The 20779-nt window shown below is 60.6% G+C and carries 18 protein-coding genes; 4 read left to right on the top strand and 14 right to left on the bottom strand.

The window, feature by feature from the left end; all coding sequences use genetic code 11:
• Nucleotides 1-326 precede the first annotated feature (326 nt).
• Both ACODTY_RS14695 and ACODTY_RS14690 read right to left on the bottom strand, forming a co-directional pair.
• A complete protein-coding gene (locus ACODTY_RS14695) occupies nucleotides 327-1421 on the bottom strand; it encodes a patatin-like phospholipase family protein (protein ID WP_488994991.1) in 1095 nt (364 codons plus the stop codon).
• On the bottom strand, nucleotides 1418-4471 hold the full coding sequence (locus ACODTY_RS14690) for a potassium channel family protein (RefSeq protein ID WP_488994990.1): 3054 nt from the start codon (nucleotides 4469-4471) through the stop codon (nucleotides 1418-1420). Before ACODTY_RS14690 ends, ACODTY_RS14695 begins: the two co-directional genes overlap by 4 nt.
• 224 nt (nucleotides 4472-4695) lie before the next feature.
• On the opposite strand from ACODTY_RS14690, the gene ACODTY_RS14685 reads away from it, so the two are divergent.
• Nucleotides 4696-6321 carry a TIR domain-containing protein gene (locus tag ACODTY_RS14685; protein WP_488994989.1) on the top strand — a complete coding sequence of 542 codons (1626 nt, stop codon included), beginning with the start codon at nucleotides 4696-4698 and terminating at the stop codon, nucleotides 6319-6321.
• Between the two features lie 5 nt (nucleotides 6322-6326).
• On the opposite strand, the gene ACODTY_RS14680 is transcribed toward ACODTY_RS14685, so the two are convergent.
• The 3 genes from ACODTY_RS14680 to ACODTY_RS14670 all read right to left on the bottom strand — a co-directional run bounded on the left by ACODTY_RS14680 (nucleotide 6327) and on the right by ACODTY_RS14670 (nucleotide 9474).
• Complete coding sequence (locus ACODTY_RS14680; protein ID WP_488994988.1) at nucleotides 6327-7607, bottom strand: tetratricopeptide repeat protein; 1281 nt, start codon at nucleotides 7605-7607, stop codon at nucleotides 6327-6329.
• Between the two features lie 237 nt (nucleotides 7608-7844).
• Nucleotides 7845-8732, bottom strand: coding sequence for a GYF domain-containing protein (locus ACODTY_RS14675; protein ID WP_488994987.1), 888 nt, complete (start codon nucleotides 8730-8732; stop codon nucleotides 7845-7847).
• A 472-nt stretch (nucleotides 8733-9204) separates the two neighbouring features.
• Nucleotides 9205-9474: a hypothetical protein gene (locus ACODTY_RS14670; protein ID WP_488994986.1), complete on the bottom strand. Its 270-nt coding sequence runs from the start codon at nucleotides 9472-9474 to the stop codon at nucleotides 9205-9207.
• A 277-nt stretch (nucleotides 9475-9751) separates the two neighbouring features.
• On the opposite strand from ACODTY_RS14670, the gene ACODTY_RS14665 reads away from it, so the two are divergent.
• From ACODTY_RS14665 to ACODTY_RS14655, 3 genes are all read left to right on the top strand, one after another.
• Nucleotides 9752-10198, top strand: a complete 447-nt coding sequence (locus ACODTY_RS14665; protein ID WP_488994985.1) for a universal stress protein — start codon at nucleotides 9752-9754, stop codon at nucleotides 10196-10198.
• A 67-nt stretch (nucleotides 10199-10265) separates the two neighbouring features.
• Complete coding sequence (locus ACODTY_RS14660; protein ID WP_488994984.1) at nucleotides 10266-10715, top strand: universal stress protein; 450 nt, start codon at nucleotides 10266-10268, stop codon at nucleotides 10713-10715.
• 645 nt (nucleotides 10716-11360) lie between these two features.
• Nucleotides 11361-11816 (top strand): universal stress protein, encoded by a 456-nt coding sequence (locus tag ACODTY_RS14655; RefSeq protein ID WP_488994983.1) that lies wholly within the window; start codon nucleotides 11361-11363, stop codon nucleotides 11814-11816.
• A 59-nt stretch (nucleotides 11817-11875) separates the two neighbouring features.
• Here ACODTY_RS14655 and ACODTY_RS14650 read toward each other — a convergent pair whose 3' ends face one another.
• The 9 genes from ACODTY_RS14650 to ACODTY_RS14610 form a co-directional block, all read right to left on the bottom strand.
• Nucleotides 11876-13138, bottom strand: a complete 1263-nt coding sequence (locus ACODTY_RS14650; protein WP_488994982.1) for an ArgE/DapE family deacylase — start codon at nucleotides 13136-13138, stop codon at nucleotides 11876-11878.
• Nucleotides 13138-14385 (bottom strand): allantoate amidohydrolase, encoded by a 1248-nt coding sequence (locus tag ACODTY_RS14645; protein ID WP_488994981.1) that lies wholly within the window; start codon nucleotides 14383-14385, stop codon nucleotides 13138-13140. Before ACODTY_RS14645 ends, ACODTY_RS14650 begins: the two co-directional genes overlap by 1 nt.
• Nucleotides 14386-14411: 26 nt before the next feature.
• On the bottom strand, nucleotides 14412-15317 hold the full coding sequence (puuE, locus tag ACODTY_RS14640; protein ID WP_488994980.1) for an allantoinase PuuE: 906 nt from the start codon (nucleotides 15315-15317) through the stop codon (nucleotides 14412-14414).
• A gap of 14 nt (nucleotides 15318-15331) precedes the next feature.
• On the bottom strand, nucleotides 15332-16099 hold the full coding sequence (locus ACODTY_RS14635; RefSeq protein WP_488994979.1) for an aspartate/glutamate racemase family protein: 768 nt from the start codon (nucleotides 16097-16099) through the stop codon (nucleotides 15332-15334).
• A gap of 4 nt (nucleotides 16100-16103) precedes the next feature.
• Nucleotides 16104-16814 (bottom strand): ABC transporter ATP-binding protein, encoded by a 711-nt coding sequence (locus ACODTY_RS14630; RefSeq protein WP_488994978.1) that lies wholly within the window; start codon nucleotides 16812-16814, stop codon nucleotides 16104-16106.
• Nucleotides 16811-17581 carry an ABC transporter ATP-binding protein gene (locus ACODTY_RS14625; protein WP_488994977.1) on the bottom strand — a complete coding sequence of 257 codons (771 nt, stop codon included), beginning with the start codon at nucleotides 17579-17581 and terminating at the stop codon, nucleotides 16811-16813. Before ACODTY_RS14625 ends, ACODTY_RS14630 begins: the two co-directional genes overlap by 4 nt.
• On the bottom strand, nucleotides 17574-18575 hold the full coding sequence (locus tag ACODTY_RS14620; RefSeq protein WP_488994976.1) for a branched-chain amino acid ABC transporter permease: 1002 nt from the start codon (nucleotides 18573-18575) through the stop codon (nucleotides 17574-17576). Before ACODTY_RS14620 ends, ACODTY_RS14625 begins: the two co-directional genes overlap by 8 nt.
• 44 nt (nucleotides 18576-18619) lie before the next feature.
• Complete coding sequence (locus tag ACODTY_RS14615) at nucleotides 18620-19480, bottom strand: branched-chain amino acid ABC transporter permease (RefSeq protein ID WP_056235731.1); 861 nt, start codon at nucleotides 19478-19480, stop codon at nucleotides 18620-18622.
• A gap of 79 nt (nucleotides 19481-19559) precedes the next feature.
• The gene (locus tag ACODTY_RS14610; RefSeq protein WP_488994975.1) at nucleotides 19560-20762 is read right to left on the bottom strand and encodes an ABC transporter substrate-binding protein; all 1203 of its coding nucleotides are present in this window, start codon (nucleotides 20760-20762) and stop codon (nucleotides 19560-19562) included.
• Nucleotides 20763-20779 lie beyond the last annotated feature (17 nt).

Genomic DNA, 20779 nt, shown 5'->3' with positions numbered 1-20779 from the left:
GATGTAGCGGTGCCCAGTTTCACCACCGTCGGCGCACCAGATTACCCCAATCCAGAAGTGAGCCGGGCAGTTCGGAGGCGGTCGCTTTGCGCCCTCACCTCCGACAATGGCCGGGCTTGAAGCCTATCCTGTAAGCTGACCCTCGATTGGCGGGGTGAGATTTCGAGGTTTTGTTGCCGTGGATTGATCGGGCGAGCGAGCAAAGGGCGATCGGGCCGCGATCGTTTGAACTCCATCGGCGATGCTCTTCGTCCATGCCCATGCGCTTGTCCGATGCCATCGCAATGACGGCGAAACATCAAGGCCCACCCCAAGTAGCATCTGGGCTATAGCGGGCCGGCGATCTGTTTTTCAGCCACCGCAGATGCCATCGAGTAGATGCTCTCCATGGTGGAGAGGCTCGTAATGTCACGTAGCTGGCCCAGTTGCCGGGCAGTCATGTCGACGCCAAGTTCGTCCTTCAGCCATTGATGCTCCAGAAGAAGATCATAACGCCGGAACGTGAACAGCGGTTCGGGCGCGATGCATACTCCACACAGGTTCCCGATTTCGGAGTTGATCAACCACGGCGTCTGGCAGCGTCCGAGCGTCTGCATCATCATCAGAACCAGAGTGTCGTTGTCCGACATCATCGAGCGCAGGGCATCGATGGCGAACGGTGCGGCAAAGCGCGACGAGAAGGATTTTCGCTCGACGCGATAGCGGAACGATCCGGTCCCGATCGATGTTATCTCCAGTTGGTCCTGCCCTGTCGCCCAACCGTAGCCGTAGGCTGGAACGGTTGCGATATGGAGCAGCCCAAGGGCCGGATTGTTGTGAGGCGACACGCCGCCGTCCACGAACAGGCCCACGGTCTTGCCCTTCACGATTTCGATAAGGTGAGGGTCGAAAAAGTGCGGGGCGGCCGTGGACGCCCGGATGATATTGGCAAGCGAGTAGTGGCGGTTGCCAATGTAGCTGCCGTCTTCGGGGTCGTTCCAGTAAGGCGCCAGACTGTTGTTGGTAAGAAACCAGACGGCGCCGGTATCGACACGTTTCGTAATGATGGCAAGGCCTGTCTTGAGATCGGGCGTGGCAAGCGTGCGGTCGCCAACTATCCCGAGGAATTCACGTTGCAGGGCCTCCGCGCTGAAGATGGCATGGACGAGCGGGATGCGGTTCCAGGCGCGCCTGAAAACATTGGGCGCAAGCCGGAAATAATGGTCCTTGATCTCGGAAAGTGGTTGTCCGAGCGCAAGGCCAGTCGCAATGATCGATCCGGTGGAGGTGCCGCCGATCAGGTCGAAATGCTCATGCAGTGCGATTGGCCGCCCGTAGTCGAGCCGAAGCTTCTCTTCCAAGCGTTCGAGGAACGCAATCGACGCCACACCGCGCAATCCGCCGCCATCGAGCGCCAATATGCGTTTCGGCCTGTTCGTCATGTCCTTCGCCGATCTGGTGACGCCTGATCGTCGGGATCGTCATGGCGCCAGTTCCCCTGCTGGTCCCGATCTATGATGATGACTTTTTTCCCAATCGCCTTGGCGCGACCGATCGTATCGCCAGCGCTGCCGCTCCCGGAATTGCCCGCGCCATCATAGACAGCCACAAGCACGTCGCAGTTGTCGAGGACATCGGACGCCTGGCTGCGATGCGCATCGAGACCCGGCCGCAGGTGCGAAGTCCTGGCGTCCCCTACGCGGGCAACATCTGCGTGCGGCACCCACTCGGGCGCACCTTCGAGCGCGCCTTCTTCGGTAAGATGGATGAGGTTGTCCGTGCCGGAACTGTCTTTCTCCACGCTGGAGAATGGAAAAAACAGCAATGGTCTGGCTGCACCGAGGCCCGTCCAGGCGTCGACCGCAATACGGTCAGCGCCGGGTGCATATCCGCTGACCAGCCCTCCGATAGCGCCATGCGCAAGCCGGCTGGCAAAAAACACCTCCAGGAATTGTGCCAGGCCATCAGGCCCGTTCGTCCGATCAAGATCTCGATGACCGACGAACCCGAAGACGGGCGCTGGAGTTTCCTGCCAATCCCACAGGGATGAAACCTCGACAGGCGCCTGCGCTGCCGTTCTCATGCGCTTCTCAGACGGAGCCGGCAACGAACTGGCTGTAGCGCCTATGGCATTGGCCAATGCCAGCGTCTCCTCACCCGGATGCGCGAAAAAGTCGAAACGTATACGACATAGCCTTGCTGCGTTGCCGGGTTTAGCCATCAGCGTGGAGAAGGCCTGGCGGGCACTTTCGATGGTCGCGTCGAGATTTCCGCGATCAGGTTCACCGGCGATGACGATGCGTATTTCCGTGGGTGAATTCGTGTCGCCGGAAAACGCAGGGTCCTGCACGAAGCGGCAACGCGGTTCAAAGATCGGGACGTTCGATCCTGTGGTCGGCTTTGCCGTCCTTGTTGCCAGCACGAGGGTACAGATGCGCCTGGTCCATGCGCTGACAGCCATGTCGCGGCCGCTGTCGCCTTCGACAAGCGTGCGCAAAAGGACAGCGTCCCAGCGTCTCGTCACCGCGTCGAGGTCGGACCAGCCATGCATGTTGTCATGCAGGCGGCGCTCGTCGTTGCGCAGCGACGGATCGGGTTTCGCCGTCATTTTCCAGCCGTCCAGCGCCCGATCCGCCGTCCAGCGATTGTGTTCGGTAACCGCGACGGCAAGTATCCTCGATGCCCGTTGCGTGCCCTCGACGTCCTGAGCCGCAGTGCCGGGTTTCCACCAGTGCCTTGGCAGCTTGCCGTCCTGCATGACATCGTAGTTCATGATGTTTTCAGTCGCGACATAGGGATCGCGCAGTTCGGCATCGACGGCGGGTATCATCCTGCCGCGGTGCCGCCATTGCCCGCCCAAATCCTCAAACTTCATGACGGCATGGCGGTGAAGCCGCCGATTGGCGTTGCGTTTCGTTTCCGAGAGATCGTCCCAGGATTCGTCGGAAAACACGAAACTCGGATCTTCCAACCGCATCCTGGTGCCTTGGGCTCGATAGGCGTCGTGCAGTTCCCTTGCGATCTGATCCGGATCGTCGTCGCAAGCCGGCGTGGCGGCCATGGTCGATTCCAGAGCCCCGAACGCCCGGGCAATACCAATCGGATGGGTCGACAACACGGGCGTGTCGCCCTGATGCCCGCTCCAAATTCGCACGTGGATCGGCGCCGGCGGAAGCGTCCTTTTCAAGATGGCCATGTGGAGTGCGGCGGCGGCGCGCAAGTTCAACGAATCGTCGCCCGCGGCAAACACCCATGCCGTTGCCGGCCCGTGTTCGGAAAGAACCCGCTTGAGGCCCTCGTCCGCCCCGAAGTCGATGGCGTCGGCATCGGCAGCTTCGATGTTGATGATGGCCCGTGCCGCGATGGGCAAGGCCGGCTCGTTGTCGTTTGGAAAAAGTGCAGGCGCCCGACGCTTGAGCCGGCTGCGGACAAGGGCGGCGTTTCGGTCGAATATCGATACGACCGGGGCATCCAGCCCTGTTCGCCAGCCCGTCAGCAAGGTTTCCACGGCAACCGACTCGCCCTGCGCACCACACCCGACGATGACAAGGTGAACGCGCTTCTGCCGCTTTTCGAGCGCCACGCGATCGAAGCGGGCCTGCGCAATCAGCAGCCGTGCTGCTTCGGCAGGCAACGAAAACCCTTGGATGTTGGCCGCGCCGAGAAAGCCGCGCGGGGCGGTTTCAGGCAATGTTGCCGCGAGGTCCGGGTCGGACAGCACCGCACGCACGGCATGGCGCGCGCCGTGCAGGCTGTTGCGGGCGGAGACTGCTGCGTCCAGCGTTTGCATGTCGCTGCCTGAGGCGACAAACACGCATGACGAGCGCTCGATCCGCACACGCCGGTGCAGGGCCGGGTCGGAGGGATCGCCTTCGACAAGCACCACGTTGTCGCGTCGCGCCGTTTCGGCAAGGGCCGGCGTAATCTCGCTGTGGATGGCGGTGACGAACCTGCCCTGCCGCCACCATTGGTCCAGTTGCGCGACCACCGGCAAGCCGAGCAGCCATTGTCCAAGGCGATGCCTCACACTGTTCGCCTGGGGCTTTACAGCCGGCCGGTGCCGGACGCGGGTAGCCAGTTCATGGGCGATGGCTTGGGCAACCGGGCCATAGCCTAGAACGATGGCGCGCCGTCGATATCCCAGGATCTGGATGCGTAACAGAAACCGGCGAGCGACCCGTGGCGCAAAAAAGGCGATAACGGTCGCCGCCGAAAAGATCAGAGCGGCATATCGCGCGATCTCAAGCGCCAAACCCGTGTCGGCCGCGCTCAGGGGTTGGTCGCAGTCGCGGTTGAACTCGAGGACAAAGAGCTGCGCAGCCCTGTAGAGCGCATCAGTCAGCCAGCGCAGCCCCTGCCACGTCCAAAGCGTCTCGCGGCCATTCGGAACGACGCAAGGATCATAGAGAAACGCCGAGGCGCCGAATATCAGTACAGCGGCAAATGCCAGATACTTTCCGTATCGCAGCAAGCCGTCGACAAGGCGAACCATCCTCACGCCCCCGTTGCGCGCCTTGCCGATTTAGACACATCATTACCTGCATCGTCCATACATGCTCATGTTTCCCCATTCGGGCGACGTTGATGCGGCTTGTCCTCCAGAAGCACTATGGGCCTCATCCATCGAAGCTGATTTTGAGCGCCTTTTCGCCATTGCGCGGATTCTGCCCTGCATGGCACTCTCTTTTGAACAGAGGGTCCAAGGGGGATGGATCAATGAACGAGGTCGTGCAGCGATGGCATTGCGTTCTCGCAGGCAAGGAGCATGGCCCGTTTGATACCGGCCAGCTTCAGGCCCTGATCGCCGAAGGGCGCGCGGGCGACCAGACGCTGGTCTGGTCGGAAGGCATGGCCGGGTGGGTTCCGCTGGCAGACACCGAATTGAAGGCCCTGCTGAAAAGCAAGCCACCAGCACCGCCTCCACTGCAGGCCCCGCCGGCGCTTGCCGCGATCAAGCCTGGCGCACTTCAGCAGCAACCCGCCAGCCCAGCCCCGGCCAAGAACGAGACAATTGCTCTCGGTTCGGTTGAAAGCATCACGCTGCCCAAGGCAGCACCCGGCAGCACATTTCCCATCGAGCAGTTGCGCGATCCGAATGAGAATTTCTGGCTGAAATTCATCTGGGCAGCCAACATCATCATCCTCGGCATCCCCGCGTTCTTGCTGCTGACCAATCCACGCCTGGTGGGCGCGCTCTTGCTGTTTTCCCTCTATGGCGGGTTTTTTTGGTTGATTACGTGGATAAGCTGGAAGCTTCTCCTTACACGCATCCACGGCAACAGCATTGAAGTTACCAAGGATCAATATCCGCAGATCTACAACGTTATCGCCCGGGCCAGCGATTTCCTTCAGATAGAACGACCTACGGTTTTTGTCCTTCAGGGCGACGGGTTGTTCGAAATGCTGCTGGCCAAACGTTTTACGCGGCGGGGCGTGATTATCATCACATCCGCGATGGTTGACGAATTCGCAGCCAAGCCAACCTCGCGCGAATTCATGATGTTCGTCGGCCGGCAGTTGGGGCATATCAAGGCTGGGCATTTCCATTACTGGTTCCTGAAGGATGTCATCGGCCGGGCGGCCATTTTCTTCCATGGCGCGTGGAAGAGAAGCTGCCACTACACCGCCGACCGGATCGGCCTGCTTGCCGCCGGCGATCTCTATTCCGCGGAACAGGCGCTGCTGATGATAACGGCTGGCACCAAGATTGCGCCCGGAACGGACTTCAATGAGATTGTCGAACAGCGCAGGCGGCTTTACGACTCGGTGTGGGCGTACATCGCGCTCCTGTTCTCCTCCTATCCGTATATGCTCGACCGGATAATCCGGCTGCGCGAATTCGCTCTCAATATCGGCATGAAAGCGCCGGCGGCAGGCGCATTCCCTATCGAGCACTCTCCCTTGAGGGCGGTGCCGATCCTCATCATTCACGGGCACGACCAGGTCGCGCTGCTGGAACTCAAGGATCTGCTCCACAGCAAGTTCCCCAACGTCGCCCTGAAGGTGATGCTGACGGACAATCTCGGCACCATGAGCATGCCGGAGAAGTTCGAGAAGGTCGCCGGGGATATCCGTGGCGCGATCGCGCTGGTTACGCCTGACGACGTCGGCTCTGCAGTAAACCGGCAGGATGCCGCCACCGCACGGGCCAGGCAGAACGTCATCATGGAAATCGGCTTCGTCTGGGGCCGGCTCGGCCGCGACAAGTGCATGTTGATGACCAGAGGCGACCTGGAACTGCCGTCGGATCTGTCAGGTATCGATTTCCAGAAATTCGACAAGAGCCCGCGCGAATGCGTTTTCGAAGTTCACACCTTCCTCAACCACGTGACCGGCGATTGAACCGGTCACTTCTGTTCACAATAGACCTTTTCCGCAGCTAGGCGCGGCGTCAGCGGCATATGGCAGGCGCCAATGCGAATGCTGGTGTTGGCAATGATCTTGCGCAGCAGGATGCTGTCTTCGCCAGCCCCATAAAGCAGGTCGATATACGATCTTGGATTGACGGTACGCACTGAGCATTGTTCGCGATCCTTGCCGTCGAAAATGCTCATGAACTCGCCTGCGACGATGCGCTTGCAGACGATCGCGTTAAGTTTGAGGTCGCAGATATTGTAGTAGTCGATGACGTTTTCATCATATGACGACTTGCGCTTTTCGACGCAGCTCATCGCTTCGGTCGTGGGCATTGCCCGCAAGGCGTCCGCATAGGCGACAACCTCGTCGTCGAGCAGTTTCCTGGCATCCGGGAAGCCCTGTTCGGCCGCCTGCTTCAGCAGTGACTCGGCCTTCAGCGCGTCTTTATCGGTGCCTTGCGCATTGAAGTACATGAAGCCGGCCATGTAGCGGGAATAGGCATTGCCAGCGCCTGCACCCTTATTCGCCCACTCCAGCGCCTTGGTGTAATCCTGTGCCGTTCCCTTAGCGAAATAGTAGGCCTTGGCAACTTCGGGATAGGCTTCGTCCAATCCCGCATTCGCCGCCTTGACCAAATATTCCAGCGCTCGCGCCGGCGCGTAAATCGCCGTATTTTCCATTAGATAGGTGGTGCCGAGGCGAAACGCGCCCCTCGCGTGGCCCGCAGCATCGGCCTTCTGGAACGCGACCGCGGCCTTGTAGACGTTTTCCGGAGCACTACGATCCCCGAGATAGTAGTCGCCAATTACGATCAGCGCTTCGGGGTACTTTTCTCCAGCCTCTTCAAGAAGCGCTATGCCTTTTGTGCGTGCTGCGGCATCCGGTCCATTTTGGAGCAACAGGGAGCCGGCACTGAACTTCCCGGAACTGGACCCGGCTTCGGCTGCCGCGAGCTGATAGCGCAGCGCCTGGGCATCGTCTCGCGGCACCCCGAGGCCTTGCTGATAAATGTAGCCCAAAGCAATGCCGGCCATCTTGTATCCGCCATCGAAGGACTCTTTGGCATTGGCGACAGCCTTTTGAATTTCATCTGCCGTCGGAGTTCCCGCCATCAACGCGCGGGAGTAGCGGAATTTCAGCTTGGCATCGGCGCCGCCTGCCAATGCGCGCTCGCAGGCATCCACCGCCATTGCCTTGTTGATATCGGCAAACACCACGCCCGCTCCCTCTCCCTCGTCGGGGTGGGCAGCAAAACGAGTACACTCAGCCACCCACTCCTCATGCGTGGTGCAGGCCGTTACCGACAAGGCCACCATGCACAGAGCCGACGCCGCGAGCAGCCGACGGGCCAATTCGGGTCGAATTGTCGTCGGACGCAGCCTTGAGGCACGGCGATCCCGGCTTTGGCATGGTGCAGTGTTCTTTGACGGATAGGGCCCGCCTGGTTTCCGGTCCTGCATCGATGCCCCCACCCCCCCTTGTCCCCGTTTTCCAGTCGATTTCTCTGGTCAGGCTGGACGAAGCGCTTTTTCTTCGGCCTGGGAAATCGAAACAACCAGCGTGGCTGCGACATAGCTTCCGATCGCTTCCAGCAGGTAGCCCGCAACGTCCCACCACACGTAGACCTGTGCCTGCGAGAGGGTTTGTGGAACTTCAGGCAAGACAGCCCCGCTTATGATTCCGGCCAGATTTGTGACCCAGAAAATCAGCCACCAAAATGGTAGCACCAGCGATGTGGAAGCCTGGGCGCCATATCCTCGGTAGAGGTTTCGCATTGCTTCGTAGGGTTTCCACAGGAAGGCAACGGGAACGAAGTACCAATATACCGCACCCGCCGGCGTTATCGTCTGAGGGCCACGGAGGCGGAACAGGTTCTCTGTTGAACGATATTTCCAGAACAGGAAGACCGCTGCCACGACCAAAAGACCGATCGCGGCGGCAACCAGGAAGCCATTGCTCTCAAGCGCCTTTGACGCCTGATATTTGCCGGCGATGCCACCCGGTGCGCGTAGTATCTTGATGCCGGTGAAGATCGATATGGCGGCGTAGAACCACAACAGCCAGCAGAGAACCTTGCTCAGCACCCTGTTGTCGCGCAGCGGATAGACATTGGCGGATGCGTTTGTGGCAACCGGTGCGGACTGAACGTCCTCGCGCGGTTCCACGGCAGGCTTTGCTTCCTGAACCGGCAGGCTGGGCGGTACGATAGGCCCATCTCCCAAAAGCGGTCGAAGCGCTGTCAAATAGAGCGACGTCCATTCGGCAAGATCGGCGGCCCATACCTTGGTGTGGGCATCGATGCTGCCAGCGGCCAGAAGCCCCTTGACTTGCTCCTGCGTGAACGGACCCTTCTGCTCGCCCCCAATCGCGCAGAACCACGCTTCGCCTTCGCTCATGTTTCGCCCCAGTCATCCCCAGCGAAACATTTTATTTCCTTTCGCCTGCAGTGTCGTTCAATCAATTCGGATGACTGCATTCCCTGAAAGGATAATCGGGCGAGCCGAGGTTGGGCTCCAATACGCAGCGCATGAGGTTCTTCGCCGAGTTCGGCGAGGGTTTGCGCCGCGTCGATCCCAGCAATTGTGCGGCGCCCGATCAATAGGTGTCGCCATCCTGGATTTCGGACGGCACGCCCATCTTACCGGGGCGCACTGCGCCATCGCCTTCGCCAAGCTTTCCGCACTGGCCAGATCGAGTTTTTGCTGGAGCGTTGGAGGCGGCAAAGTGCCGTTGCAATGACAAATGATTGCCTTCGGCCTGCAATCGGCCTTGGCGACCTTGATTGCAGACCGGAACGCGAACCTACAACCACCTGCACTATCGGATGACTTCTCGCGCACCGTGCTGGTCAAAATCCAGCCATCATGCCTACGCTCGCCGGGCAAGTGCCGGATCAGGCATTTCCGAAGGGTCCGGTTCTTTCACCTTCCAGCGGATGGGCGAGAACAACCGGCTGGTTCCCGCAACCACCCAATCACCGGTAACAGGCGGGACGAACGGCGTTCCGTCTATTGTGACGGCAATACGCCGACTGGCCTGCATCCATTGGATCGCCACTTCCGGGCTGTGCGTGTTGCGCTGACCAATGATGACAGTCCCATCGCGGGGGGCATTTTTCATTGCTTGCCAATCGGTCATCACGCATTCCTGAATAGTTGCTTGTTACAGTCAACTTTAAATCGATAGTCGATGGCCCGCGCATCGATAGTTTGGCTTAGGCCGTCGCATGTTTTCAGGGAAACGTGACAAACTGTATGTGAATTGCCTCACACAGCCGGGGTAAAACCCGGACGACGAGCTTCCCCCATATGGAAATGTGAACGGGAAACGCAAACGCGTTTCTGTTTGATGCCGAGCAAGGCCCGCAGCGGCGGATGAGGCTAGGTGTTGCCTCACGCTGAAGAAGGAAGTTGGCATGTACAAGCACATCCTCATTGCGACCGACGGCTCGGAGCTTGCCCGCAGGGGCCTGGAGCAAGGCTTGAAGCTCGCCAAGCCACTCAATGCGAAAGTGACAGTTCTCACTGTTTCCGAGCCGCTGCGCCGGGAGATGGCAAGCGCAGCGCGCATGGGTGGCATCGACGATCCCGTCGCCCGCTACGACCAACAGATCGATGCGCTGATGAAGGAACGGTTCGAATTCATAAAGGGCCGTTCCGCAGAACATGAAATGGATGTCGATCTCGTGCACGAAATTGACAGTTCTCCGGCCGAAGCCATCCTTCGTCTGGCCAGGATCAAGGGTTGCGACCTTATCGTCATGGCATCTCACGGCAGGCGAGGCCTTGGCAGGCTGCTTCTTGGCAGCCAGACGGCGGAAGTCACCCACAGTTCTACCGTCCCGGTGCTGGTCGTCCGCTAACTCTTGCCGCATTGGCACGCGTGGCCTTCCAGCGGACTATGCATCGCACACAAGCTGAGGAGTACCGATGTACGCCCATATTCTCATTCCCACGGACGGCTCCGAGGTAGCGCAGATTGGCGTCAATCAAGGCCTCGCATTGGCGAAAAAGCACGGCAGCAAGGTGACCGCGGTGTCCGTTACCGAACCGCTTGGCGGCCAGTTTGCTTTCGCCTCCGACCTTTGGGCCCCGAGCGAAAGCGAAATCGCCGCCTATGACAATGCCCAGCGCAACATTGCCGAGCACATATTGGCGCAGGTGAGAACCAAGGCGGAAAGCATGGGTGTTCCCATTGAAACGATCCACGTGCCGTGGCGGCTGGCGGCGAGAGCGCTGGTGGAGACGGCCGAGGCAAGAGGCTGCACCCTCATCGTCATGTCATCGCACGGACGCACGGGCTTTGATCGGGTGATGCTGGGCAGCCAGACGGCGGAAGTGCTGGCAACGACAAAATTGCCGGTTCTCGTCGCAAGGTAGCGACGGCGGCCAACGGTGCTGCAATCGCAGTCGCCTGCGCGCTAGCGAGTGCCTGCCACGAATACCGGGATTAAAAAGGGCCGGCGAAGCCACTGTGCAATAGCCGGGGGAACCCCACACGCCGACCCTCTGCGGCAACAGGAATTGCCGCAGCGTCACCCTAGTTGTGGAAAACCGCGATTACAACCCGGATTGCTCAGAACGAGGAATTCACTGCAATCCCCCCACGGACCGGTGCGACTTGATCCGCTCGCCAACTGCCCCATGTCATAGGGATGAGCGATGACGACCTGAGATACAGGTGCATCCAAGAAGACGATGGCACCGTTACCGTGTGGGACAACACGCTGAATGCCCCTGCCCATCTTGCGGGCCAGGAATTGAGCCACCGTCCGCCGCAACGCGCGGAAACGGCCTGCGCCATTCTCAACAGGATCGAGCATTCGGATTTTGAGCGCAGGATCGGGTGAAGATGCGGGACAACGGAGCGGTGTCGGATTTGGCGCCGTCACCATCGGCCACGCTGGATCATCGGAGCTACAGGCGGCAACGCTCCAGGAAACCACGCCCAGATTGAGCCTGCGCAAGCAACGGCCTTTCACTGCGTGCTAATTTAATCCGTCTTCAGAGCAAAAATGGAGAAAAATGAAAATGTATCGAAATATTTTAATAGCCGATGATGGCTCGACTATTTCGAAAAAAGGTGTCGAGCACGGACTTTCTCTTGCAAAAGCATTGAACGCCAAGGTCTCGGTGGTTCTGGTTACGCGGCCGTTCCCGATGGAAGGCATGGTCGATGTTACCGGCTGGGTGGCGGGTGAAAACGACAAGATCCGCTATGAAGCTAGCCAGAAGGAGTTTTCCGAGACGGTGTTCGCCGAGGCACGCAAGCTGGCGGAGAAAATCGGCGTGAAGGCAGACTATGTGGTCGCATCCGACCATGCGCCTGCGGAAGGCATTCTGGAAACCGCCAAGAAGCTCGGCAGCGACTTGATCGTGATGGCATCGCATGGCCGCAGGGGCGTCGGCCGGCTGCTCTTGGGCAGCCAGACCGCCGAAGTCGTTCACAGCACGACGCTGCCTGTATTGGTCGTGCGCTAACCCGCTTGCCGGTACCGGTCAAAGCTGTCTCCCACCGCTTTGACCGGTTGTCCCGCTTTCTACTTTTCAGTCAGCAAATCATGCAGGGCGAGCGCGACGACCTTGGTTGCAAGGGCGAGGTCGTCGAGCTTGAGCTTTTCGTCGGCGCGGTGGGCATTCGCCTCCAGCATGGTGCGGGGGCCTGCGCCATAAAGCACGGTCGGAATGCCGGCGTTGCAGTAATGACGCGCGTCCGTATAGAGCGGCACGCCGTGGGCCGGGATATCTTCACCGGTCAGGGCTGAGGCATGACGTTGTAGCGCGCTTGCCAGCGCCTCGCCGCCTGCGATCGGCTTCAGGGGGTTGGCCAGCATGAGCTGGCGCACGTTGCAGTCGATGCCGGGCATCTCGCGCGCTGATTTCTCGATGAAGGCGATCAGGTCGCGCGCCACTTCAGGCCCGTTTTCTTCCGGGATCATGCGGCGGTCGACACGCATGGTGATCTTGTCCGGCACGACGTTGGTGTTGATGCCACCCGAAATGAGGCCCACCACCATGGAAGGAATGGTAATGCCATTGACCGAGGATTTCTGGCTGGCGAATCCGGCACGCAGCGAATAGAGCCGGTTCAGGATGTGGGTTGCGGCTTCCAGCGCGTCCACGCCGGTCTCAGGGCGGGCCGCGTGTGCGGACCTGCCGCGCACCTCGACATCGAGATGCAGGCAGCCGTTGTGGGCCGTCACCACGCCGTAGGACAAGCCGGCGCAGATGACATAGTCCGGCTTGGTCAGGCCCTGCTGCAACAGAAGCAGCGGGCCGATATCGCCGCCGACTTCCTCGTCATAGGTCAGGTGGATTTCGATGGTTCCGTTGAGCTGCTCGCCAAGCGACATCAGGGCAAGCAGGGCATAGGCATAGCTGACGAAATCGGACTTCGAGGTGGCCACGCCGCGACCGTACATCCAGCCATCCTTGATGACCGCGCCATATGGATCGACGGTCCAGCCCTCGCCGGGCGCAACCACGTCGCCATGCGCGTTCAGCGCAATCGTCGGGCCGGGACCGAAGCGGTGGCGCACGATCAGATTGCTGGCGCTGATCATGCCGACCTTCTCGACGAGGTCCTGCGGCACCTTGTGGCGCTCGACCTCGAAACCAAGCGCTTCGTAGAGCTCGGCGGCCCGGTCGGCGTGCGGCTGGCAGTCGCCCGGCGGGTTGTCGGACGCGACTTTTACCAGTTCGGCCAGCATGCGAACCTGGTCGTCGCGATGCGCTGCGATGAAGTCGAGGAGACGGCTTTCAGCTCCGTTGACCGAAGGCGAAGCAACTGGGCTGGAAGTCATTATCGGTTCCCTTGAAAGTTTTCGATGAAATGGAGGAGTGTCGAGGCGCCGGCGGCAACGTCGCCTGCGGTCACGGATTCTTCCGGCGAATGACTGATGCCGTCCTTGCAGCGCACGAAAATCATGCCGATGCCGGTGAGCTGGCTCATCGCCATGCCGTCGTGGCCCGCACCGCTTGGCAGGAGAATTGGTTCGCTGCCCGTGCTTGTCACAGCGGCCTGCAACAGGCTGACGAAATCCGGCGCGCAGGGACAGGACTTCAGATCGAGGATGACCTCCACCTTGGCGGTGACGCCGCGCCTTGCCGCGATCTCTTGTGTGGCTTTCTCAACCTCGGCAAAGGCTTCCTTGCGCACCTCGTCCTTTTGGGAGCGAAAGTCGATGGAGAAGGAGACCGAGCCTGGAATGACGTTAATCAATCCGGGCTCCGCCTTGATGAAGCCTACCGTACCGACGGTGTTGTCGTGGGAGGATGCGATACGTTCGACTGCCAACGCGATTTCACCTGCCGCAAGCAACGGATCTTTGCGCATGCCCATGGGCACGGTGCCGGCATGGTTTGCCGCGCCCTTTATCTCGACCATGGCGCGGGTCTGGCCGCTGATGGCCGTGACCACGCCAACGGGCAGATTCTTTGCCTGAAGCACCGGCCCCTGTTCGATGTGCAGTTCGACATAGCCGATCACGTCGCGCGGATTGCGCGCCGCTTCAGGGATGCGCGCGGGGTCGAGGCCGAATGCGGAAAGCGCATCGCGAAGGGTGAGGCCGGCGTCGTCCTTTGCATTGAGCAGGTCATCGCCATATTGGCCGGTAATGGCCCGGCTGCCTGCCAGCGTCGTCCTGAAACGCGTGCCTTCTTCATCGCCGAATGCGACGACCTCTATGCCGAACGGGAGACGCTTGCCACGCGCGTTGAGCGCCGCAACGCAATCCAGCGAGGTCACCACGCCGAGCGGTCCATCGTAGCGCCCGGCGTTGATGACGCTGTCCATATGCGAACCGGTGATCAGGTATGGCCCGCCACCGCCTTGCGCATGATAGCGCCCAACAACATTGCCGACTTCGTCGATATGGGCATCCATGCCGGCCTCGCCCATCCACCGAACAAGCGTTTCGGCGGCCGCGCGGTGCTGCGGCGTGAGATAGAGGCGAGTAACCCCCTCGCCCGGCTCGCTGATGCGGCCAAGCTCATCGCAGCGCGCAAGGATGCGTTTACCCGCATCAGGTTCATCCATGTAGGATGCCATCGACCGTCTCCCGGATGCCTTGCTTCTCAGTCTTGAGGCGCGTGGTGCTTGTGCCAGTGGCGAGCGATCTCGTCGCGGCGGCATATCCAGACGCCCTCGTGCTTCTGCACATAGTCCAGGAAGCGCAGGAACGACGCCCAGCGGCCGGGACGCCCGACGATGCGCAGGTGCAATCCTGCCGACATCATGCGCGGCGTACGGTCGCTCTCGCGGTAGAGCACGTCGAAAGTGTCCTTCAGATAGGCGAAATACTGGTCGCCCGAGTTGAAGCCAGCCGTGGCGACGAAGCGCATGTCGTTGGCTTCGAGGGTATAGGGGATGCGCAGGTGGTTCTTGCCGCCTACCTTCTCCCAATATGGCAGGTCGTCGGCATAAGTGTCGGCGTCGTAGAGGAAGCCGCCCTCCTCCACCACCAGCTTGAGCGTATTGGGGCTGCAACGGCCGGTGTACCAGCCGACGGGGCGCTCGCCGGTGATGCGCTTGATGGTGTCGATGGCGAGCTTCATGTGGGCGCGTTCGGTGTCCTCGCCCATCCACTGGTGGTCGATCCATTTCCAGCCGTGGCTGGCGATCTCGTGGCCCAGCGAATGCATGATCTTGCCGGCTTCGGGGTAGTGTTCCAGCGCCAGGCCGTTGGCGAGCACGGTGGTGTTGATGCCGCGCGCCTTGAACTCGTCGAAGATGCGCCAGAAGGCGACGCGCGTGCCGTATTCGTAGAGCGATTCCATGTTCATGTTGCGCACGCCGAACAGTTGCGGCGCGCCCATGATGTCGGAGATGAAGTTCTCGGAATGCGCGTCGCCGTGGAGGATGCAGTTCTCCGAGCCTTCCTCGAAGGCGACAATGAACTGAAGCGCCAGCTTCGCTCCGTTCGGCCAGTTCGCCTGCGGTGGCGTCCGGCCATAACCAACCATGTCACGCGGATAAGTCATCCTTCAGTCCCTTCTCAGTTTTTCCGAATGGCCGATGTCGGGCCGCTTTCGCCAATTTCCAGATGGCGAACGGAACCGCTCAGTTTCTTCGGCAATGGATAGGCGAGATCGCCAATCTTGGAGGTACCGAGCCCCAATCCTGCGATCGCCTCGATCATCTTGGTGGCAGCGGTGACGCCTTCGACAACGGGCACGCCGATCTCATTCTGGATGTGGTCGGCAAGGTCGGCCATGCCGGCACAGCCCAGCACGATGGCGCCGACTTCGTCTTCGATGACCGCGCGCCGGCATTCCTCGACAATGTCGCGGCAGGCGGCCATGCCGGTTTCCTCAAGCTCCAGCACTTCAAGGCCGCTGGCGCGGACCTTGCGGCATTGATGTTCGAAGCCGTGGATCTGGAGCAGGTGCTCGCAGATGATCTTCGTGCGAGCCAAGGTGGTGACCACCGAGAAACGTGTGGAGATGATGCTGGCGACATGGAATGCGGCCTCGGCGATGCCGATGACCGGCCCGCGCGCAATCTCCCGCGCCGCCAGATAGCCGGGATCGCCGAAGCAAGCGATGACATAGCCATCGACGCCGGCGGCCTCGCCTTCGCGAATGGCCTCCAGAATGCCGATGGTGCTGACCGCTTCGTCGAAGTGGCTTTCTATCGAAGGCGGCCCGCTCTTGACCGATACCGACAGGATTTCGGTTCCGGCCGAAGCGACGCGCTGGGCCGCCGCGAGGTTCTTCTCCTGAAAGGCTATCGTTGTGGTCGGGTTGACGATCTGGATCCGCATCACCCTAGCCTCCCAGATATGCGCGGCGGACGTCATCGTTTTCGGCCAGTTCGGAAGACGCGCCTTCCAAGGCGATCTTGCCCGTCTCCAGCACGTAGGAATAACTGGAGAGCTTCAGGGCCATGCGTGAATTCTGTTCGACCAGGATGACGCCGACACCATCGTCGCGATTGATGCTGGCGATGAAGCGCGCGATCTCGCGCACGATGATGGGCGCAATGCCCAGAGATGGTTCGTCGAGCAGGAGCAGCCGAGGCTTGGACATCAGCGCGCGGCCGATTGCCACCATCTGCTGCTCGCCGCCGGACAGGCTGCCGGCCTGCTGCTTGAAGCGCTCTTTCAGGCGCGGAAAGCGGGTCAGTATGCCGTCCAGATCGGAGGCAACGCCGCTCTTGCGCCGGTAAGCGCCCATGAGCAGATTGTCCTTGACGCTCATATACGGGAAGATGCGTCTGCCTTCCGGCACCATGGCAAGGCCGCGAGCCACGATCTGGTCGGTTCCCTTGCCATCAAGCCGTTCGCCGTCGAACCAGATTTCGCCGCCGGCCGGCTGGGTCAGGCCGGTGACGGCACGCAGGATGGATGTCTTGCCTGCGCCATTCGCGCCGATGAGCGAAATGATCTGGCCCTTGGCCGCCTCAAGCGAGATGCCTTTGACGGCAGTGACCATGCCATAGCGAACCGACAGGTCGCGGATCGAAAAATGCGCGGTCACAGTCCAATCTCCTCGTCTTCCGCACCGAGATAGGCTTCGATCACCTTCTCGTTGCGCTGGATTTCGGCAGGCGTGCCCTCGGCGATCTTGGAGCCGAAATTGACCACAAGTATCCGCTCGCTGACGGACATCACCGCCGTCATGTCGTGCTCGACCAGGATCGGCGTGATGCCGGCGTCGCGGATCTTGCGGATCAGGTCGACACCCTTCTTGGTCTCGTCCGAGTTCAAGCCGGCGAATGGTTCGTCTAGCAAAAGAAGCTGCGGCTTGGCAGCCAATGCAACCGCAATGCCCAGACGCCGCAGCATGCCGTGCGGCAGCGCGCCGGCAACGGTGTCGGCCAGATGCTGCATGTCCATCATTTCAAGGACGCGATCGGCGTAGTCGCTTGCCTCGCGATTGTCCTGTCGCGAGCGCGGAGTGCGGAAGATCATACCCGCCAGCGAAGCCTTGCAGTCCTTCTGGTGGCCGAGCAGGATCGCATCGCGCACGCTCATGTCCTGGAAAAACGTATTCTCCTGGAATGTACGAACGATTCCCTGCAGCGCGACATTGCTCGGCCCTATGCCGGTGATGTCGGTGTCGTTGAAACGGACAGTCCCCGAAGTCGGCGTAAGAAACGAAGCGATCAGCTTGAAGCAGGTGCTCTTGCCGGCGCCATTAGGACCAATGATGGAAAGAATGTCACCCTTGGCCAGGTTGAAGCTGATGTTGTTGACCGCCGTCAGGCCGCCGAAGACCTTGGTCAGGCCGGAAACCTCAAGCATTGTTCGCTCCCTTGGGCTTTGACGAACGACGCCGCAAAACGCTCAGGATACCGTTCGGCATCAACAGGATGCAGAGGATCATCAGGCCCGAGTAAATGACGGTCTGGTAGCGCTGGAATTCGTGCAGGAGTTCGAAACTCGTCATCATGACAATCGCGCCGATCAGCGGCCCGATGACGAACTCCAAGCCACCCACGAAGCAGTAAACCATGAAGTAAACGCTATCGATGACCTGGAACGTGGTTGGATAGACGTTCTGCTGCAAGGCTGCGAAGAACCCGCCGCCAACGCCGGCATAGAAGCAGGCGACCATGAAGGCGACGACGCGATATTTGGCGACGTTGATGCCAAGGCTCGAGGCCAGGTCCTCGTTCTGCCGCAGGGAGCGGAAGACCGCGCCGACACGGCTGGTGTCCAGCAGCCACATGAACAGGAGGCCGAGCATCATCAGCGTGCCGGCGAGGTAGAAGAAAGGCAGCCTCGCGCCCTTTTCAAAGGCGGGAATAATGACGAGGCCAAAGAGCGACAGGTCGCCCGGCAAGGGCAGGTCGACCATTCCCTGAGCGCCGCGCGTGATGCCGGGGAAGCTCAGCGCCGTCAGACGGCAGGCTTCGGTGATGCAAAGCGTGATCATGGCGAAGTAGACGCCCTTGAGCCTCAGCACCGGCCAGCCGATGAGCCCGCCGACGATGGCTGCGATAAGGCCGGACAGCGGCAAGGCCAGCCAGAACGACAGGCCGAGATGCGCGACCGAGATGGCCGTCACATAGGCGCCGATCAGTGCGAAGCCTGCCTGCGCCAGGTTGATGCGCCCGATGGCGAAGGTGAGCCAGACGCCGAAGCTGATGAAGCTCACGGCAGCCATGGTGGTGACGACGTTGAGGACATAACCGCTGCCGCCGCTCAGGAGCGGGACGGCGATGAAGTAGCCGACGAAGATCAGGACACCGAGCGCGATTGGCTTGGCAATCGAGTGATAGCTTCCGCCAGCCATGTTTTCCGATCCTGCCGGAAGCGTTTGTTGGGTTTGCATGGTCGTCAGCCCCAGGGCTTACCCATGATGCCGTTCGGCCTCACGATCAGGAAACCGATGACGATCAGGAAGATTACGAGGAAGGTCATGGAGCCGGGCAAGAGCGCGTAGCCGACCGATTCCAGGACACCCAGGACAAAGCCGCCGAGAATGGCGCCCGAAAGCACGCCGGCACCCCCGATCATGATCATGAGGAATGCCTTGATCGAGACGGCGGTGCCAGCACCGGTGTGGACAGCGAAGATGGCGACCAGCAGGCCGCCGGCAAGGCCCGCAAGGCCGGTGCCTAGCCCGAAGCCCATGGCCGAGAGCCATTTCAGGTTCACGCCCTGAAGCGCGGTTGCTTCACGATCCTGCGCCATTGCCCTCAGCGCACGGCCGGTCTTGGTGTAGCCGATGAAGGCCATGAGGGCGATGATGAGAGCGGCAGCGATGAATATGACGACCACGCGCCCGGTCGGCAGCCGTGCACCGAACAACTCGAAGATGCCCGTCGCGATAGGAGGTACGCCGCGTTGCTTCTCGCCGAAGACGATGAGCGCAAGGCTTTCCAGAAACACCGCCGTGCCCATGGCAAGCAGCATCGTCACTTCCTCGCGCTTGACGCGCAGCATGACGGGCCGAAACAGAAACAGTTCCATGACGACGCCAAGCGCGCCGACGATCAGGAAAGACATGAGCAGGCCGAACCAGAACGGCAGGCCGAAGACGACGTTGAAGTAGTAAACGACAAAGCCGCCGATCATGTAGAGCTGGCCATGGGCGAAATTCACCACCTTCATGATGCTGAAGATGATGGTGATACCCAGCGCGATCAGCGCATATGTGGTGCCAACGACAAGCGCGTTAAGCAGAACTTGCGTCATGGTTTTCTCCTCGCCCGGGGCACTTTGCTGCCCCAGGCCAATGGCGAAGTATGCTTATTGGAACGTCCGCCTATGCGGATCAGTCACTCAGTGCGCCAACGAACAGCGGCTCATATTGCCCGTCCTTGACAGCCTGCACAACGATTGGAACCGAGACCTGCCGGGGCTGGCCATAGTCCTTGCGGCCGACATATTTCAGTTCGCCGCCATCCTTGAGGAAAGGATTGGTGCCGACGAAACCGTCGAGCGCGGCCTTGAACACTTCGGTGTCTTCAAGCGCCGAAGGTCCCGCCTTCTGAAGCGTCTGGACCATGATCTCCGGGCCATAGACGAACAGGCCGGCGACATCGTTCCACTCACCCCAGTCCTTGGTGTAGCGCTCGATGAACTTGACCATGAAGTCGCTGCGGATTTCCTCGGTGCTGGCACCGCCCGCCACGATGAAGCCATTGGCCGCATCGCCCGCCACTTCATAGATCGCCTTCGGGTCCTGGCCGGTTTCCGTGCTCATCGTGCCGGTGAAGCCCAACTCACGGGCCGCCTTGATCAGCGGGCCGACATCGGAAGGATTGACGCCCGACAGGACGATGTGATCCGGGCTGGTGCCGATGACCTTGGTGAGCACCGGGAAGAAGTCCGTCGTGCCGGACTCATACGTCTCCTGATCGGAAACGACATCGAGGCCAAGGCCCTTGGCAGCGGCGGAACCCTCGTTGCGCTGGTTCAGCGGATCGGCGTTGTTCTCGCACAGGAAGGCAATCTTCTTGATGCCCTTGTTGTCCATCAGCCACTTATAGATGATCGGGCCGACCTGGTAGGACGCAACCATGCCGAGGATCGATTGTGATGCCGGCGGCGTATAGAGCGACTTCGAGAAGGCGTAAGGCATGTTGATGGCCTTGTTGGCCTCCATCACGGTCTTGGCGCTTTCCGCCGTGGAGTCGGTATTCGGACCCTGGATGTACTTGATGCCATCCGAGATCAGCTTCTCGGCGCCGGTCTGGGCGCCCTTCGGGTCGGCCTTGTCATCGACGCAGACGACATCGATCTTGTAGGTCTTGTCGCCAATCTTGACGCCACCGTCGTCATTCCACATGCCGGCGCGGGATTTGAAGGTCTGGCACATGACGCCACCCCACCCCGCAAACGGCCCGCTCATCACGCCGAGCGCGCCGAGTTTCAATGTGTCTTCTGCTTGGGCGTATCCCGATACAGTCAGGACGCCGGCGGCAACGCTCAACATGAGCTTGCGGCGAATTGAACCGGTATTCCATGCAAGCATAGTCAGGTCTCCTCCCT

The sequence above is a fragment of the Mesorhizobium sp. FG116 genome, from assembly GCF_057809835.1.
Note: the sequence above shows the minus strand (reverse complement) of the source record. Positions and strands in the feature narration are given on the sequence as shown.

Excerpts from the sequence above, each read along its gene's own strand:
- ACODTY_RS14695 (WP_488994991.1), bottom strand. The coding sequence starts at position 1,421 with ATGACGAACAGGCCGAAACGCATATTGGCGCTCGATGGCGGCGGATTG.
- ACODTY_RS14690 (WP_488994990.1), bottom strand. The coding sequence starts at position 4,471 with ATGGTTCGCCTTGTCGACGGCTTGCTGCGATACGGAAAGTATCTGGCA.
- ACODTY_RS14685 (WP_488994989.1), top strand. The coding sequence starts at position 4,696 with ATGAACGAGGTCGTGCAGCGATGGCATTGCGTTCTCGCAGGCAAGGAG.
- ACODTY_RS14675 (WP_488994987.1), bottom strand. The coding sequence starts at position 8,732 with ATGAGCGAAGGCGAAGCGTGGTTCTGCGCGATTGGGGGCGAGCAGAAG.
- ACODTY_RS14670 (WP_488994986.1), bottom strand. The coding sequence starts at position 9,474 with ATGACCGATTGGCAAGCAATGAAAAATGCCCCCCGCGATGGGACTGTC.
- ACODTY_RS14665 (WP_488994985.1), top strand. The coding sequence starts at position 9,752 with ATGTACAAGCACATCCTCATTGCGACCGACGGCTCGGAGCTTGCCCGC.
- ACODTY_RS14660 (WP_488994984.1), top strand. The coding sequence starts at position 10,266 with ATGTACGCCCATATTCTCATTCCCACGGACGGCTCCGAGGTAGCGCAG.
- ACODTY_RS14655 (WP_488994983.1), top strand. The coding sequence starts at position 11,361 with ATGAAAATGTATCGAAATATTTTAATAGCCGATGATGGCTCGACTATT.
- ACODTY_RS14650 (WP_488994982.1), bottom strand. The coding sequence starts at position 13,138 with ATGACTTCCAGCCCAGTTGCTTCGCCTTCGGTCAACGGAGCTGAAAGC.
- ACODTY_RS14645 (WP_488994981.1), bottom strand. The coding sequence starts at position 14,385 with ATGGCATCCTACATGGATGAACCTGATGCGGGTAAACGCATCCTTGCG.
- puuE (WP_488994980.1), bottom strand. The coding sequence starts at position 15,317 with ATGACTTATCCGCGTGACATGGTTGGTTATGGCCGGACGCCACCGCAG.
- ACODTY_RS14635 (WP_488994979.1), bottom strand. The coding sequence starts at position 16,099 with ATGCGGATCCAGATCGTCAACCCGACCACAACGATAGCCTTTCAGGAG.
- ACODTY_RS14625 (WP_488994977.1), bottom strand. The coding sequence starts at position 17,581 with ATGCTTGAGGTTTCCGGCCTGACCAAGGTCTTCGGCGGCCTGACGGCG.
- ACODTY_RS14620 (WP_488994976.1), bottom strand. The coding sequence starts at position 18,575 with ATGGCTGGCGGAAGCTATCACTCGATTGCCAAGCCAATCGCGCTCGGT.
- ACODTY_RS14615 (WP_056235731.1), bottom strand. The coding sequence starts at position 19,480 with ATGACGCAAGTTCTGCTTAACGCGCTTGTCGTTGGCACCACATATGCG.
- ACODTY_RS14610 (WP_488994975.1), bottom strand. The coding sequence starts at position 20,762 with ATGCTTGCATGGAATACCGGTTCAATTCGCCGCAAGCTCATGTTGAGC.